This is a genomic window from Candidatus Moraniibacteriota bacterium (assembly GCA_016699425.1).
Taxonomy (GTDB): Bacteria; Patescibacteriota; Minisyncoccia; order Moranbacterales; family UBA1568; genus SSEF01.
In genome coordinates this window covers 352601-369647 of record CP064975.1, presented here as the reverse complement: position 1 = coordinate 369647, position 17047 = coordinate 352601, and the positions used below count along the sequence as shown (strand labels likewise).

General features: G+C 55.4%; 14 protein-coding genes. All 14 read right to left on the bottom strand.

The window, feature by feature from the left end; genetic code table 11:
• Window position 1: 1 nt before the first annotated feature.
• The gene (locus tag IPJ68_01825; GenBank protein QQR78991.1) at window positions 2–556 is read right to left on the bottom strand and encodes a response regulator; all 555 of its coding nucleotides are present in this window, start codon (window positions 554–556) and stop codon (window positions 2–4) included.
• Window positions 557–617: 61 nt separating this feature from the next.
• Window positions 618–1706, bottom strand: coding sequence for a molecular chaperone DnaJ (gene dnaJ, locus IPJ68_01820; GenBank protein ID QQR78990.1), 1089 nt, complete (start codon window positions 1704–1706; stop codon window positions 618–620).
• Window positions 1707–1780: 74 nt separating this feature from the next.
• Window positions 1781–2752, bottom strand: a complete 972-nt coding sequence (locus tag IPJ68_01815) for a hypothetical protein (protein QQR78989.1) — start codon at window positions 2750–2752, stop codon at window positions 1781–1783.
• Window positions 2753–2756: 4 nt separating this feature from the next.
• Window positions 2757–3791, bottom strand: a complete 1035-nt coding sequence (mltG, locus tag IPJ68_01810; GenBank protein QQR78988.1) for an endolytic transglycosylase MltG — start codon at window positions 3789–3791, stop codon at window positions 2757–2759.
• 10 nt (window positions 3792–3801) lie between these two features.
• Complete coding sequence (locus IPJ68_01805) at window positions 3802–4242, bottom strand: YjbQ family protein (GenBank protein ID QQR78987.1); 441 nt, start codon at window positions 4240–4242, stop codon at window positions 3802–3804.
• A gap of 38 nt (window positions 4243–4280) precedes the next feature.
• Entirely contained in the window at window positions 4281–4592 is a 312-nt protein-coding gene (gene trxA / locus IPJ68_01800) for a thioredoxin (protein ID QQR78986.1), read from the bottom strand.
• A gap of 447 nt (window positions 4593–5039) precedes the next feature.
• On the bottom strand, window positions 5040–6848 hold the full coding sequence (lepA, locus tag IPJ68_01795; GenBank protein ID QQR78985.1) for an elongation factor 4: 1809 nt from the start codon (window positions 6846–6848) through the stop codon (window positions 5040–5042).
• Between the two features lie 582 nt (window positions 6849–7430).
• Complete coding sequence (gene murJ / locus IPJ68_01790) at window positions 7431–9005, bottom strand: murein biosynthesis integral membrane protein MurJ (GenBank protein QQR78984.1); 1575 nt, start codon at window positions 9003–9005, stop codon at window positions 7431–7433.
• 93 nt (window positions 9006–9098) lie between these two features.
• Window positions 9099–11024, bottom strand: a complete 1926-nt coding sequence (locus IPJ68_01785) for a DUF4012 domain-containing protein (protein ID QQR78983.1) — start codon at window positions 11022–11024, stop codon at window positions 9099–9101.
• 173 nt (window positions 11025–11197) lie between these two features.
• A complete protein-coding gene (locus IPJ68_01780) occupies window positions 11198–12349 on the bottom strand; it encodes a glycosyltransferase family 4 protein (protein QQR78982.1) in 1152 nt (383 codons plus the stop codon).
• An 8-nt stretch (window positions 12350–12357) separates the two neighbouring features.
• Entirely contained in the window at window positions 12358–13077 is a 720-nt protein-coding gene (locus IPJ68_01775) for a hypothetical protein (GenBank protein QQR78981.1), read from the bottom strand.
• A 24-nt stretch (window positions 13078–13101) separates the two neighbouring features.
• Window positions 13102–13992 (bottom strand): UTP--glucose-1-phosphate uridylyltransferase, encoded by an 891-nt coding sequence (locus tag IPJ68_01770; protein ID QQR78980.1) that lies wholly within the window; start codon window positions 13990–13992, stop codon window positions 13102–13104.
• Window positions 13993–14017: 25 nt separating this feature from the next.
• Window positions 14018–14809 (bottom strand): NTP transferase domain-containing protein, encoded by a 792-nt coding sequence (locus tag IPJ68_01765; GenBank protein ID QQR78979.1) that lies wholly within the window; start codon window positions 14807–14809, stop codon window positions 14018–14020.
• Window positions 14810–14895: 86 nt separating this feature from the next.
• Window positions 14896–16137 carry a serine hydroxymethyltransferase gene (locus IPJ68_01760; GenBank protein ID QQR78978.1) on the bottom strand — a complete coding sequence of 414 codons (1242 nt, stop codon included), beginning with the start codon at window positions 16135–16137 and terminating at the stop codon, window positions 14896–14898.
• Window positions 16138–17047 lie beyond the last annotated feature (910 nt).

Genomic DNA, 17047 nt, shown 5'->3' with positions numbered 1-17047 from the left:
CTCACGCACTGATGACTTCTCCACTGAAACGCTTGCGGCTCACGTCAGTGATCCGCAAACGCAGCACGTAGCGACCATTGACGCCATCGGGGCTGACAAAGTTCTCCGGCAATCCCATATCTGCAGCAAAGCGCTTGGCATCGAAGCTCGCTGGGTCGAGAGCGACGATGTACTCCACCGCCGAGAGTAGCGCGCGAATTCGCACCGCCACTTCCTTGAGCGGTGTCGTATCCCGAACAATGAAATCATCCACGCCAAGTTCTTTGGATCGATGTTCATCTTCCTGTCGTCCGAGATGGGACAGAAAAACGATCGGGATCTTGGACGTCTCGATATTCTGCTTCAACGTCTGAACCAAGGTGAACCCATCCATCTTTGGCATGATGATACCACTCATAATGAGGTCTGGTTTTGCCGACTCCATCCGCTGCAACGCGTCGAGGCCATTCTCTGCTTCATCGACGATGAAACCGGTCTCTTGGAGAAATTGAGAGTAAATATCGCGCGTCTCCGCATCATCGTCAACGAGCAGGATCCGAGTTTCTTCATCACTCATACGGGTAGAGACAAATTGGATTATATGTTTTTTCAGTATACCCCACACTTCACCGCTCAGACTAGCGATGTTTTGCATCACGGAGTGCTTCGATGCGTTGTCTCGCCTCTTTCGAGAGGTGGCGCGGGACTTCGATGACCGTCTTGACGAGATGATCACCCCGACCGAAACGGCCGAGTTTGGGGATACCTTTACTCCGGATCCGAAAGACTTCACCGGGCTGTGTTCCCGCCGGTATCTTCATCGTCACTTCGCCTTCGATTGTTGCCACGGGCACTTTGTCACCCAAAGCAAATTGATCGAAACGGAGACGCTGCTCCGAGACGATATCGTCGCCCCGACGACTGAGCGTCGGGTGCGGTGCGACATGGACGACGACGTACAAATCCCCCGCAGGCGCCCCGTATTCACCGGCTGCCCCCTCCCCTGCGACCGACAATGCCTGGCCGTCTTCGATCCCTGCCGGGATCGTGATATCGCGTGAAACTTCCTGCTGTACCCGACCCTCTCCGTGGCAGACGCTACAGAGCTCGCTGAAGATATGTCCTTTCGCGTGGCAGCGGCCACAAGGCATCGATTGCGCAAAGGCACCGAGTATCGTATTGACGGTCTTCATGATCGATCCCTTGCCATGACAATCCGGACAAGGACTTTCCTTTGCTCCGGTCGCGCCGCCTGTACCATGACACTGGTCGCAGCTCGTGTATTTCCGGAGTCGAACGGTACGCGTGGCGCCCTGGACCATCTCTTCGAAACTAATCGTGACATCGACTTGGATATCTGAACCGCGCCGAGTCCGTGAGCGCTGGCCGCCTCCAGTGAAGAGGTCCGAGAAAAGATCCTCCATATTCGCCCCACCGAAATTGAAACCCTGATTGCCGAAATTTGAGAAGTCAAAACCGCCGAAGCCCTGCCCCGGCTGGCCGGATTGGCCGGCACCCGAAAATGTTTGACCGAACTGGTCATACTGCCGCCGCTTTTCAGGATCACTGAGGATGCTGTACGCCTCATTGATCCCCTTGAACTTCGCCTCATCACCACCCTGTTTGTCCGGATGATGCGCATGTGCGAGCTTGCGGTAGGCTTTTTTTATGTCGTCTTGACTGGCGCTTTTCGGGACGCCCAAAATTGAGTAGTAGTCTTTGGCCATACACTATATTAGCACTCGTCATTATCGAGTGCTAAAGACACCTTGTCAACCCCACCGATAAACGCCTGAGGTACTCAGACGATGACTTCCTGCTCGGCGGGTACTTTCTTCACGACAATGAGGCCGCTTCTGACGAGCGTAGCAAAGATCACAGTCGCGAGCGACAAGACCAGCGGGATGAGAAGCGACAGAATAGGATAAATCGTGAAGAAGAGCAGGATAGCAAGGAAGAATGGGAGGAACGGAACGGCTTTCGTGTTCCCGACCGCATCGCCCGATACAAAGGCTACAGTTTTCTTCCGCAAGGCTTCCGAAAGGAGAGCGTTCATACTCTCGTCCCCATTGACGCTCCGTCCCAAGAGACGCGAGAGCTCCAGCTTCGATCGGATGACTTCCGCTTGACGGACTGCCTCTCCGATTCCATTACTGATGGTTTCTTCTGGTCCGCCGACTTCAACTGCCGGCTTGAGATCGCGGAGAAATTCATCCACCGAAAGATTCCTATCTTGAAGTGCCGCGAGAGAAGGCGACAGCGTACCCGCAAGACGCAAGAGCCACGCCCCCGATCCTTCGGCCAAGTCGAAGCTCGGGACCAACCGATCCCAGGACAGTGTGCTGACATGGGTATAGTACTGGCTCGAAATGACGAGCGAAAGCGCAAGAATGATCGGTGCTACACCCACGGCGACGCTCCGATACAGCGAAAGCCGGATCCGCGCTGTCAACTCTCGTCTGATATGGAGCAGCCCGGCGAAGACGCACAGCCCAGCGACGACACTGACTCCCGCGTGCGCGAGCGTCGGGGCGAAGAAAAAGCTCGATATGACCAGGACGATGCTGGCTGCAGTTTGATACATGCGTTCGTGCCAGACGAGCGCACCGACAGAGAACAGGGTGAGAATGATGAAAAACCACGCAGCCGGAGCGACAAAGACACTCGCACCCTCGACAAGCACCGCATCCATGATCGACGAAAAACCGAAATACCCGATAAGAGCAACCGCAAACAGGAGAATGAGCGCGATGATCGGGCGATTGGAGAGCATAGGACTAGAGGCCGTGCGCGGCGCGATTTCGGCTGTGACCGTCGAAATCCTCAGCGAAGTAAGTGATACGCGTTTCGGGGTCGATCAGGAAGTAGAAGTAGGGATTGCTCGTCGGGTAAAGCGCTGCATTGATCGACATCAGGCTCGGATTGCCGATCGGACCCGGAGGTAGCCCAGTATGCACATACGTATTATAGGGCGAGGTTGACTTCAGATCCTCAAATGTCGGCTGGTCTTTGGCGGTACCGTGGATATAATTGATCGTCGCATCGCTCTGCAGGGCCTGACCGACCGCCAAGCGCTTCCGGAACACATCGCTGATATTTTTCCGGTCAGCCTCAGTCCGGCCTTCCTCTTCGATGATGGAAGCGAGGGTGATCACATTATGGAATGACAATCCCCGCGTGGTTAGCCCGGCAGTGATGACCGGTTCGGCCTTCTCCCCGAAATTCTTCAGCAATTCATTGACGATCAGTTCACCCGTGGCCTGGGCGGGGAAAATGTAGGTATCCGGAAAGAGATACCCCTCGAGACTCGCGCCCGCTGGCAAGTCCGCCAGAAATGGATAACGTTCCTGCCACTTCGGAAACGGTCGGGCAGCAATTGCCAGGAAGTCAGCGCCCGCTAAGCCATTGGCAGTGAGTCGCTCGGCCATCTCATGCATGGTCCACCCCTCAGGAAACGTGATACGGACGCCCGCCGGAACGACCTTACCCGCGACGAATCGATCGACGATATCCGGTACTGACAATTGGCCAGAGAGACTATATTCACCGACTTGGAACTGCTTGTACAAACCCGTCTTTACCGCATACGCGATGAAGGTGAGCGAACCATCAATGATCCCCGCTTTGTCGAGCCGCTCGGCGATCGACACCACCCCTTCCCCACTCTGGATGGTGAAGCGCTGGTTTTCTGACAGCATCCCCCGCGCCGAATCAGCACGGTTCAAGAGATACGCATATGAAACCCCGCCGATCACCACAGCCACGACGAACACTACCCCTACCGCCTTCACCATGCTGATGATGAGACGCATGAGAAAAAAATTAGTAGCCAATGACCTGAATCACGACATCGCGTTCCCGCGCTCCGTCAAACTCGACTGCGAAGATGTTCTGCCGCTCGGTGAGAAGTAGCAGTCCCTTCTCCACCGGCACCGTCTCGCTATTGCCGAGGAGAATCGCCTTACAGTGGGAATGCCCATTGGACCGGCCATCCGACTTCGTCTCGCGGCGCAGTTCAAAGAGATCATGTGAATACTGGTCATCCACTGGGACGACTTTGTAGAGGATGCGCATGAAGTCCTGCAAGAGCATCGGCTCGTTGTGGTTGATCGCGACACCCATAGTCGTATGCGGCACATAGATGAGCACCTGGCCCTCACGGATACCCGAACGGTCCACGATCTCTTGGACCTGGTCCGTGATATCGAGGAACTCGATCTGCGTCGTGCTTTTCAAGTCGATCCGCTCCTTATGGATTTTCATATGTGTTTTTTACCTCCCCCAAAATAAACCGGTGCTTGCTAGATCGCTGCCAGAGCCGCTTGGAGCGCAGCTTTATCCTGGACGCCGACGAACTCCCTCACGACTTGGCCATCCTTGAAGACTTTCATCGTCGGGATGGACATGACGCCGTACGCCTGAGCGATATCCGGATGCTCGTCGACGTTGAGCTTGCCGATCTTGACGGTCGTCATCTCACCGGCGAGCGTGTCGAGGACCGGCCCCATGATCTGACACGGGCCACACCAGGGTGCCCAAAAGTCCACGAGTACGGGCTGTTCGCTCTTCACGACCTCTGTTTCAAAATTATCTTTGGTAAATTCAAGTGCCATATCGATAGCGTCAACGATTACTCCTCCATTTTAGGCGTTCGCTGCGAAAAAAGCAAAAGGACACGACGGCGCGGCGTCATGTCCCGAATTGGGAGGATTGCACCTCAATAGTTTCGTCCGAGACGCGGGACAATAGTTCGGCATACCGAAGAGAAAGTCTCCTCAAATCTGGCTCACCTGTCGCCTCTCCGATATCTATCAGCACCTGGCCCATCTCCTCCAGTGTTGTGGCCGCAGAGAATCGTTGCAAAAGAATCTCCAACCGCTGGTATCTCTCGTACCGATCAATCATGATCCTACTCCCCAGAAAACACAGTGCCCGCAGCATACCCGGCACAACCAGAAAAGTCAAAGTAAAAAAACCTGCCCGAATTCAAACCCCCAAGCCATTTCTCAATCGTGACACTTAACTAGCGATCGCTAGTTAAGTGTCACAAGTCAGGACGATTATTTGTTCTTCAAGATTTCGAGGAAGGCTTTGGGCGGGATGGTGACGCGGCCGGTTTCCTTCATCCGCTTCTTGCCGGCTTTCTGCTTCTCGAGCAATTTCTTCTTACGACTGAAGTCGCCGCCATACATGTAGCCCGTCACGTCTTTCCGAAACGCCGAGATCGTCTCACGGGCGATAACCTTGGCCCCGATGGCCGCCTGGAGTGCGACCGCAAAGGCCTGCCGCGGCAAGACTTCTTTCAGCCGTTCGACAGTCTTCTTGCCTTCCAGGTGAGCCATCCGGGCTGGCACCATGCGTGAAAATGCCTCGACCTTGTCCCCAGCGACGAGGATATCGAGCTTCACTACATCGCTCGGCCGATAGCCGATCGGCTCATAGTTCATCGAGGCATACCCTGATGATGCGCTCTTCAGCTCGTCGTGGAAATTCACAATCACGTCCATAAGCGGCGCCTCGAACGAAATAATGACCCGGCCCTCGTCGATATACTCGGTGTTCTTGTACTCGGAGCGGATCGACTGAGCGAGTTGCATCACATTGCCGAGGTATTCGCCCGGCGTGATGATGGAGAGCGCGACATACGGCTCGTAGATAGTATCGATCCCCGCCGGATCCGGCATGTCCGATGGCGAAAAGAGTGGCACGCGCGCGGATTGGCCGTACAGCTGGAGCTCGTAGACGACCGAGGGGGTCGTGATGGTTGGGACGAGCTCGAATTCACGTTCCAGCCTAGCCTGGATGATCTCCAGGTGGAGGAGGCCGAGGAAGCCACAGCGAAACCCCCGGCCCAGCGCCTGATTGCTCTCGGGCTCGAACGTGAAAGCGGCGTCATTCAACTTCAGCTTGTCGAGCGCATCGCGCATGAAAGCATAATCCTCACCATCCGTCGGATACAGACTCGCATACACGGCCGGCTTGATCTCGCGATAACCCGGCAGTGGTGAGACGGCGCTCGCATCACGATGCCGATTTTCGAGCGTGATCGTATCGCCGACCCGGCAGTGGGCGACATCTTTCAGTCCGGTCGCGATATAGCCGATATCACCCGCTCGAAGCGCTGGTTGAGGCGTGAGTGCTGGCGCAAAATGTCCGACTTCGACAGTGACGGATACCTGTGATGTCCCAAGCATCGAGAGTACATCGTCGCGCTTCACGGTCCCGTCGACGACGCGGACAAAGGCTACGACGCCCTTGTACGTGTCATACACTGAATCAAAGATGAGTGCCCGGAGCGGCTGCTCGATGTCCCCCACCGGCGCCGGGACACGCTCGATGACACGCTCGAGCACCTCTTGGACGCCAAGGCCCGTCTTGCCGGACGCGAGCAGGATGTCTGTTTCGGGACAACCGATGAGGTGGATGATTTCATTCTTCGCTTTCTCCACCTCGGCATTCGGCAGATCGATTTTGTTCACGACTGGGACGATCTCGAGCCCCTGCTCGATCGCGAGATAGAGATTGGCCAAGGTTTGAGCCTGCACACCCTTGGTCGCATCGACGAGGAGGATCGCGCCCTCGACCGCCGCGAGCGACCGAGACACCTCGTAATGAAAATCAACATGGCCCGGCGTATCGATGAGGTTGAGGTGGTATTCGTTCCCCTCGTAGGTGTACTTCATCTGGACCGGCTGCAGCTTGATGGTGATGCCACGCTCGCGCTCCAGATCCATCTGATCGAGGAGCTGTTCCTTCATCTTGCGCTGCTCGACCGTCTTGGTCAGCTCCAAGAGGCGATCGGCCAGGGTCGACTTGCCATGGTCAATATGGGCGATGATGCAGAAATTGCGGATGTGTTCCTGACGCATAGTCTTGGTTCGTCTACGGTAGAGGAAATCGGCCAGCGAGGCAAGTTGACAGAGGGTGCCGTGGCGTGTAGGGTATGGATATGTTACCGACACGCTTCAACCGTTTCTTTTTCTGGTGTTTCTTTTCCGGTTCGCCGGTGAAGGGTTGATTTCTGTCTTGTAGCCTCGGGGTTACAATGCAGGAACCGACTCTCCACCGAGCCGGTTTTTTGTTTTCGCCCTTTAACAACCACCGAAGGAAAGGACTATCATGAGCGATCTGCTCTTATGTAAAAATTGTAGGACACCCCTCGAGCACTTCTCCCCCATCTCCCCGCCCGCTGATGCGCCCCCAGGCGAGGGAGGAAATACACTCTGGCGAAACTATACCTGCGCTCACTGCCAGACTTCGCAACCAGTGATCATTACCACTCTACCACCCGAGCGGGGTTGGGCGGCCACCTCCCGAAACCCTCGCTCACGCGCAGTGGGTCAACTGTGGGATGCGGGTGACTGAAGCCCGATCCCTCCCCGGGGCCACCGCCCCACCCAAGCCGTACGCGAACCCGCTACGGCTTTTCTTCTATCTGATGGATCGGCCGCCTACCAATCGCCCTGTTCCGGGTGATCCTCAGTGAGGACGATAGTTTCGGGACGGCGGAGAAGCCGACACCAAATGAAGCGTTTCACTTGCCGGTATTCCGGCAGAGCAAAATAGGCCGACAGTGCGATATAGGTCGCCCCACCGATGAGGACGCCGACCCCGAGCTTTACGGCGACTTCGACAAAGGTATCGAGGCGGCCGATAGTGAGCGCAAAGATGCCCTTGGAAAACTGCGCCACGGCAGCCGCGACGAGGGCGATACCTGCAATCCGCAGCATACCAGAAATCATCTCCCAGTCGCGCCAGACCGACACACGCTGCCTTAGTGACCAATAGAGGATAATGACATTGACAATCGCACCGACCGAGAAGGCCATCGCGATCCCGGCCACAGCAAAATACGGAAGGAGGAAGGGAATGAGCGCAAGATGAATAACCTCGGAAAACAGAGCGGCAAAGAGCGGGGTCTTGGTATCCTGAAGCGCGAAGAAGGCCCGCACGAACAGCAGGATGAGACTCTGCGCGAAAAGCGAAATCGACAGCCAGCCAAGCACGGTGAAGGTCACAATGGTGTCTTCCCAGTTGAAGGCACCAGTCCCGAGCACAATGCGGACGATTTCCGCGCGGAAAATGATGAAGAGAAATGACAACGGGAGCACGAAGTAGAGGATGCGTTGGGTTGTTCTGACCAGGACCGTGAAGAATTCTTCATGATCCTGCTTGGCAGCAAGCGTCGAGAGAACCGGAAACGACGCGAGGGCGAACGCGATGCCGAAGAGGCCAAGTGGGACGCTCTGGATATTGATAGCCAGTGTGAAGGCCGCCAGACTGCCAGAAGCAAGCGTGGAAGAAAAGACTGTGACGATCACGAGGCCGAATTGATTCACGGCCATGGCGAGCGAGCGAGGGATCATGAGCCGCACCACCTGACGGAGTGCCGGGTCTTGCAGGCTCGCCCGAAACGGAAGAAATGATAAATGATAGCCGCTCCGCCAAAAGGCTGGAAACTGGACCAAAGCGTGGAGGAGCGATCCGATAACGACCCCCACCGCAAGACCAGCCGGGCCCAGGACTGGATACAGAACCAGGATACCGAAGATGATGCCAAGATTGTAGAAGACCGGCGCGAACGAGTAGGTCAGAAATTGCTTACAAGAAACAAGTACGCCACCCACAACCGCGGAAATCGAGAGGAAAACAGGCGAAAAAAGCATAATGCGCGTCAGCTGGGCGACGAGCGTTTGTTTTTCGGGTGAGAATCCGGGCGCGATCCAAGCCGCAAGCTGGTCCGCGAACAGGATGCCCACAACCGCGGCTCCGCCGAGGATCACGGTGAGCCATTGCAGCGCGCCTTGCACCAAGCGCCAGGCCTTTGCCTTCTCCCCATGCGCCATGAGTCCGGTGAAGACCGGGATGAAAGCTGCCGACAGCGCCCCGAGCACCAGGAGACCATAGACAAGATCCGGTAGCCGAAAGGCGGCATAGTACGCGTCCAAGACATCACCCGCCCCGAACGAAGAAGCCAGCAAGCGGTCCCGGATGAAACCAAGCACCCGGCTCGCGACCCCAGCCAAAGCAATGATAAAAGCGGCGCCCCCGAGAGTCTCGATTGGCCGCCCGCTCCACTGAAAAAATCGCTGTAGCATTCGCATCGCGTGCAAGAAATATCACTCCCCGTTCAAGTTCTTTTGACCGAAAACAGCCCCCCAATAGAAGTCTTTATCGAGTATTTGTTTCGTTTCGAAGACCCGCTGGTACGGTACCAAATTTCCCGGGGTCTGCCAAACCGGCCGGAGCAACTCCGGATAGCGGATCGTCGCCATAAGCGCGGTACCTTCTGTGCCAGATTGCTTCTGATACAGCGCAGCATACGCTGTCGCCGGAGTGTCAATGCCCGTTTCGAGCGCGACTCGAAATGGCAATTCATAGACATAGCGGACCGTGACGGATTCGCCTGGGCTCACATACACCCAGTTCCCAAAGACGGTCTTACCCGCATCCTCCGATATCCGGGTGCCACTCGTTTCATCAATGACGGTCCCTTCCTCTTCACTCACGATATCCGGATCCCGGCGAAAACCGAGGGCGAGATAGTCGAGTGGCGCTTCAGGAAATTCCCGTGTCATCCCCTCAGCCGAGATGAGCGTCGAACCCTTGGGGACATAGACTCGACAATAGTCAGCATTCACCTTGTTCCACCACTCGTACGCCGTGTTGCCTCCCTGATGCTGGCGCGTGATAGAGACCGTGTCGCGGACGGTGCCATCTGCTTCGATATTTGCCTCGTGGCTGATAGTCTCTTTGATGACGCCATCGGTCTTGTACCCATTGATATTGGTATGGATGACCGAGAGATAGTCATGCGCTGTGGCCAGTACCTCTCCCGACCAGCCAGCACCGCTGATGAGCGCCTGGACATCCGGGTGCCGAGAATACAGGAGAATATGCTTCTCGTTCAGAAGTGTGGCGAGCGTCGTGCCCAATCCCCAGGTTTCTTCCGGATGATCGAAGGAGAGGAAGCGCCGGAGTAATGCCTCGGTGAGGTCGCCCAGGATGCGCTTGGGTTCATTTTCTTCCTTGTCGTACTTCACTTCGACTTCTTCCTGAATGATCGGCATAAAGTTCTCAGTCTCAACTGTGACCCCGTATTCCGGGAGTGTGACCGGACCGACGATCTCGAGGATGCGTCCCAACACTTCCGGCGTCAGCGTGATAATGCCGTCCACCGTCGGACCACCTGTTTTCTCGTAGAAAAAGATTGCTTTTTCGGCCGAGGTTGGGAAGTTGGGAAACCAGTTGCTATCATGCAGGCTCCAACCGGCACTGATTTTCTGAATCGGCTTCGGCGGCACGATATTCTCCTTCAATTGGCCATCTGGATTGAAAATACCATCGACGAAGAAACGACGGATGCGGCCCTGACTCACATCCAAGAGCGCATAACTGCCGATGAATCCGCCCGTCGCACGGAGCTCCTGATTATTCTGGAAAAGGAATAGGTACACTCGTGGCCCGTTGGCGCCGAGCAGTTCCCGGAAGAGCGCCTGATGTTCTGCATAGCCGTCCAATAGAGCGACCGCAATCGGGACGACGTCACGCACGCGCGAGAAATCGTCTCGGTAAATTTCCGGTAGCGCACTGAGTTGCACTCGATCAAATGCCTGTTGAACCATCTGGAGATGAGTGTGCGCTTCGGTCGCGGCCAAAGCCGAATGATCCAGGATATCGATGAGCGACGCGACATCACTCGGGGTATCGGGCACATCGAGGATAGAAGGGAACACCGAAAGAATCGGTAACGCTGCCCGGGTCCCCTCGCGACCCGCACTGAAGAGCGCCTCTGCCGATATACCGTGAGCGAATCCCGGAATTCGTCCGAATGAATGCGGCAGCCAGGCGAACGGTCGGAGCCAACGCGCCCCGCGGGAGAAATCCCGTTCCGCCCGACTGAGTTCTTCCCGGCTGGCCTCGAGATTCCCTTGCCGAGCGCTCATCACGGCGAGCTTCGTTTCGGCGACGGCGGATGTGCCCAGCGTGACGATCGCCTGCCGAAGCCAGATCGAAGCAATCCCCAATCCTCCCAAGAGAACCAAAAGATAAATGAGGAGTCGATAACGCCCATTTCGCTGATATCCCCGAATTGATCGGGGGTGGGTCGCTCCGGTGGCGAATGAATCGGACGAGGCGAACTCAATCCAACTGGCCTCGGGAGTGCCGCATCTCTTGGATAACGGATATTGCGTCGGATATCTCGCATAGACTTCCCTTAGTATCGCCTTGTTGGGATGGTTCCGTAAAGCTGGAGCGTCTCTCGCGCCATGCGCTGCCAAGAGAACTGGGCCACCCGAGCAAACCCCGCCACCCGGTACTGGTCCCGCTCCTCTGACTGAAGTGCGTTCCGCAAGGCCGTCTCACAAGCAGTCAGATCGGTTGGATCGAAGTAGCGGGCCGCTTCACCGTAGATCTCAGGCAATGACCCCGCCCGCGCGGCGATCACCGGCGTCCCGACATTCATCGCCTCCAGTCCCGGCAATCCGAAACCTTCGTAGAGCGATGGGAAGAAATAGGCTCTCGCCCGACGATACAGCACTCCGAGCGAGCGATCATCGACATAGCCCGTGAAGCGAATGTTCCCTATCCCCGCAGCGGCCACTTGCTCGCGAAACGTGCGATAGAAGTAATCCTCTCGGCCGACGCAAAGGAAGAGCATATCCGGAAATCTCGGAGCGACTCGGAGCAAGAGCGGGAGATTCTTGTGCGGGTAGGCATTGCCTACGTACAACACATACGGAGTGATCCCCGCCGCCGGATCGGACAGCGAGACGAGTCCTTGCGACTGGAGGAATGCTCGCTCAGCGTGCGGATGCATCCACGCGCAGTAGGGATCAGCCGCCTCGAGTGTCGTAAAGGTCTTGCTCCGAGCCTGCGGGAAGACGGATTCGATATCGGATCGGGTGAAACGCGAGACGGTAATGATCGCTCGCGCCCGCCTTACCGCGAGCGCGATGACCACACGATAGATGAGGTACTTCAGCCAATAGAGAAATGGAGAGAGTTCACTCGCCTTGACCGTCGGATAATGGAGCAGAATCAGGTCATGCAGCGTGACCACGAACGGCGCCGGGACAAAAATCGGAACCTTGAACTGCGGGAAGTGGATGAGATCGAAGTGAAAGCGCCAGAGAAGCCATGGGAACCGAAACTGCTCCTGCCAGCCGTACCAAGAATAGTCCGCTACTCTCTTTTCGAAGCGCGAGTTCGCCGGCTGATACTCCGCAAAGTTTTCGCGCCGGAGAAACACCACATAGGTATTTGTATCCTCGGGGATCTGTTCGAGATACGTGATGAGTTTTTCGGTGTACCGTCCCAGCCCCTTGCCAAGCGATCCATAGAAACGCGCATCGATGCCGATCTTCATATCGATGGTCAGCGAGCGGATTGGTCAGGCTGGTCTGAATGGCCTGCTGTCGCACCGTTCAGAGAATGGACGAATACCGCTTGCGCCGCGAGTATCTGGAAAATCCCCGTTTCTTCCAACCGGTTCTTCACTTTGTGGAAGACGAGGAATGCGGCGACGCCACCGGCTTCCTCGGGTGAACGGACAAAGGACAACCGTCCCTCTTCCCACAGATACTTCTTGGCACCAAGGAGGTGTTTCCCGTCTATCGATTGGACGGTTTCACGATGCTCACCATCCCCGACCTCATAGCGCTCGAGGATAGCCCCTTCCTTGACCGCCACGAAATACAGCGCCACGCACTCTGATTGGGCCAAGAGCCGGGTCGCTTCGATGATCGGGTCATAGCGCTCTCGTCCCTTCCGTTCCGACAAGGGCACTCCGTCCTGTGGAAGCGAGACAACCATTTGCTTCATGATGTCGATGCGCCGATTCATCTCTCCAATGTACGAATAGGACTGCGAGAGATCTTTCCGAATCTGGTTCGTCTCCTGCTGCAGCGAAAGCTTCTCCCGGACCGTCCGGAGAAAGGCTGACTCCTTGCTGAGGTACAGGAGGAGTCCCAGCATCCCGAAACAAAAGATGAGCAGCGACTCGAAATCATCCTCACTGAAAAACAGAAAGCCATCACGCGTGAGCTCAGGCGTCACAATCATGCCGATGAAGAGGAGGAGGTACGCCCAGTACATGACACGTAGAAATCAACCGATTGGCTATCTTTTCGAATTATCCAGCAATTGTTGCATGTATACCTTGACCTGTTCACCGATATCTGGGCGCTCGACTGCATACGTCAGAATCGTCGTCATATAATTCAACGGGTCACCGGTCGTCATCCACCGACCATCTGCAATCGTCTTGGCGTAGAACCTTCCACCACCATGGATATAATTCCGAATCGCATCAATAATCCATAGTTCGTGTCCCTTTCCCGGCGCCGTTTCTCGAAGGATATCGACGATCTCCTGATTCAGAATCATACGACCGAAATCAGCCAAGCGTGATGGTGCTTCTTCTTGTTTCGGCTTCTCAACAATATCCCGCACCAGCATCGTCTCCGGGTCCGCATCCACAATCCCATATTTTGATACTTCTTCGATGGGCACTTCTTGCACCCCAATCATAGGCTGCCCGTGCTCGGCATAGGCATCCACCATCTGTTTCGTGAAGGAGGTCGTAGACTTCACCAAGTCGTCGCCAAAGCAGTAGACGAAAGGCTCATCATCCACCAAGGTGGCGGCTGACAATACCGGGGTTCCGTTACCGTACGGGCCTTTTTGACGCACATGAATAAAATTGGCCATTTCAGCTATGGCATGGACCTGCTCGTAGCGATCTTCTTTGCCGTTTTTTCGGAGATCGTCTTCCAGTGCTGTCGAGTAGTCGAAGTGGTCTTCAAGAGGCTTCTTATCCCAGCGAGTGACGAAAATTATATCTTCGATACCGGCCGCCACTAATTCTTCAACCACCAGTTGAATCACTGGTTTATCGACGATCGGAAGCATTTCCTTGGGCATCGCTTTGGTAGCTGGTAGCAGCCGCGTACCGGTCCCGGCAACAGCAATGATGGCTTTCCTGATCTTCTGGGGTGATTCGTTTGACATAAGATGATTGGAATTACTTTATTCACTATAGAGATACGAGCCGCTTGAACTCCTGATTGTATTCTGCGAGCGCTTCTTCGATCATCGGGTGGAAGTGGGCCCGGAAATCCTTCTCTCGGACATAGAGACTGGCATCCAGGAGCGAATCATGGGTCCCGACATCAAACCAGGCACCAGCGATGACTCGAACATCCAGCGTCCCCTGTTCCAGATAATAGTTATGGAGGTCGGTAATCTCGATCTCTCCGCGAGCTGACGGCTTCAGGCCCTTGGCAATCCGCACAACTTCAGCGTCATAGATATAGAGTCCGGGGATCGCATAGTGACTCTTCGGGACGATCGGTTTCTCGACGATTGAAAGAACTGTCCCGGTCGCAGGGTCGAACTCCACCACGCCAAAGCGCTCGGGATCAGGCACAACCTTTGCGAATATTCGACCGCCACGCTCGAAGCTCTGGATCGCCTCGGAAAAATCCCCCTCGAAGAGATTATCGCCGAGAATCATTGTACACGGACCATTGTCGATGAAGTCCTCCCCGAGGATGAAGGCTTCCGCCAAACCACGTGGTTCTTTCTGAACGATGAAAGAGATGTTGACGCCGTGTTTCCGGAGGAGCGAACCGAGAAGATTCAGATAATTGCCGGCATGCTCCGGCGAGACGATGATGAGCACATCCCGGATACCGGCCGCGATGAGCGTATTCAGCGGATAGAATATCATCGGCCGATCATAGACCGGGAGGAGTTGTTTGGAAGCGATAGCGGTCAGGGGCAGGAGCCGGGTGCCGTTGCCGCCTGCGAGGATGATGCCTTTCATAATTCAACCTACCACCTACAACCTACCACCTACAACTGATAAAGAAATGATTTACTCGTTGTCGGTTGTTTGTTGTCGGTTGTTTGTTATTTATACACCGGAAACTCTTTGCACAGCTGTTTCACCTCTTTTCGGATGCCCCCCAGTACCTTGACATCGCCCTCGGAACGGAGCGCAGCATCGATCCAGCGGGCGATCTGCCGCACTTCTTTTTCTTTCATCCCGCGTGTCGTGAGCGCTGGGACGCCGATCCGGAGCCCCGACGGATCCATCGGACCGCGTGGATCATCCGGGATGACATTTTTGTTCACGGTGATCCCGGCTTCATCAAGTCGCTCTTGTGCGACTTTCCCCGGCACCCCGTGACTGGCGACCGTATCGACGAGCACCATATGATTTTCCGTCCCGCCAAAGAGCAACTTGAATCCGAGCTTGTGCAACTCCTGCTCGAGAACCTTGGCATTCTTCAGGACCTGTTTGCCATAGCGGCGGAACTCTGGCCGGAGCGCCTCGCCAAACGCGACCGCTTTCGCAGCGATCACCTGCATATGCGGACCGCCCTGCAATCCCGGGAAGACTGCCTTGTCGATTTTCTGTGCGAGTGCCTGCCGACACAGGATCAGTCCACCACGTGGCCCCCGCAGTGTCTTGTGCGTCGTCGCTGTCACCACGTCGAAATACGGGACAGGATTCGGGACGACCTTGGCAGCGACCAGACCAGCGATATGCGCCATATCCATCATCGAATACGCGTTCACCTTTATTGCAATCGCCTGGAACTTTGCATAGTCGAGCTGGCGCGTATATGAAGAAAATCCCGCCAGGATGAGTTTCGGCTTTTCTTCCTTGGCCAGCGCTTCAAGTTTCTTGTAATCGATGTGGCCATCCGGCTCTGTCTTGTACCGGACGAAGCGATAGATCTTGGGCATAAAGGTCACTGGGTGGCCATGCGTGAGGTGTCCGCCATGTGAGAGGTCCATCCCGAGGATAGTATCGCCTGGTTCGAGCAGTGCTGAGTAAACCGCGATATTGGCCGGCGCCCCAGAAAGTGACTGGACGTTCACATGTTCCGCGCCAAACAGTTTCTTGGCCCGATCGATGGCGAGCGTCTCCACCGCATCGGTGAATTCCTGTCCGCCATAGTAGCGCCGCCCCGGGTAGCCTTCGGAGTACTTGTTGGTGAAGATACTCCCCAGTGCCTCGAGCACAGCGGGCGAGACGTAATTCTCGGACGCGATCATCTCGAGCCCGTCTTCCTCGCGCTGTTCTTCACCCATGACGGCCTTATAGACTGCTGGATCGGCCTTTTTCAGGATAGCGTGTCGCATAGCGCTGTCGTCAGGAATATAGCAAAGCACATCCATCATAGCAAAAATCCGCCCTTTTCCCACCCTTGACAGATTAATACATAAAACGTAGTATGCACATTCTGGGAATCCCAGAAATCGTACCTGAACAATTGAACTCAACACCTATACCGGAGGGACCGATCCGGGGGAAACAAGGAGATACAAAATGCTTGCAGATATCATTATCTGTACCCTCATGGATAGCCTCGGCCTCATCACCATCATGCTTTGCGGTCTAGTCCAACAAGAACACAATCTGCGAAAGCGACCCGCTCTGGAGATAGGGAATTGGTGGTGGTTCCCCATGATGGCAGTTCTGATGTGGGAAGTTCTCCTCGTATCCACATCGTCACCCATCAGCCATGTGAATATCGAGCTTCCGGTAATATTAATCGGTGGGCCACTAGCGTTCCTTTATGGTCTCAGAAAAACCTGAGGACAAACAGAAACCACATAGTCACACCTGAACAACCCATTCCGGAGGGATCGATCCGGTAGATCAAGGAGATTCGAATGGACTTGCTTCAACAACCCGCGGTCGCCATTGGTATTGCCATGGTACTCTCCGGAGTCTGTGGGCACCTCACCGTGCGACCGATATACCATGGTGCTTCCAAGCTGCATCACACTTGGTTCTTAGTGGTGATACTGATCTGGAACATCATCGGTGAGCTCGCGCCAGAGACGACAAACACAACCCTCCGATTTGGTTTCGTGGTATTCGGTACGTTTATAGCGTTCTGTTGTGGATACTGGGCAAAGCTTTGGTGGTACCGGTTGAAACAGCAGATAGCCTGGAAATCCAGAAATCGTACCTAAACAACTGAATACCCATACCGGAGGGATTGATCCGGCATCCAATGAGGAGTTCTGAACATGACCAAACGCT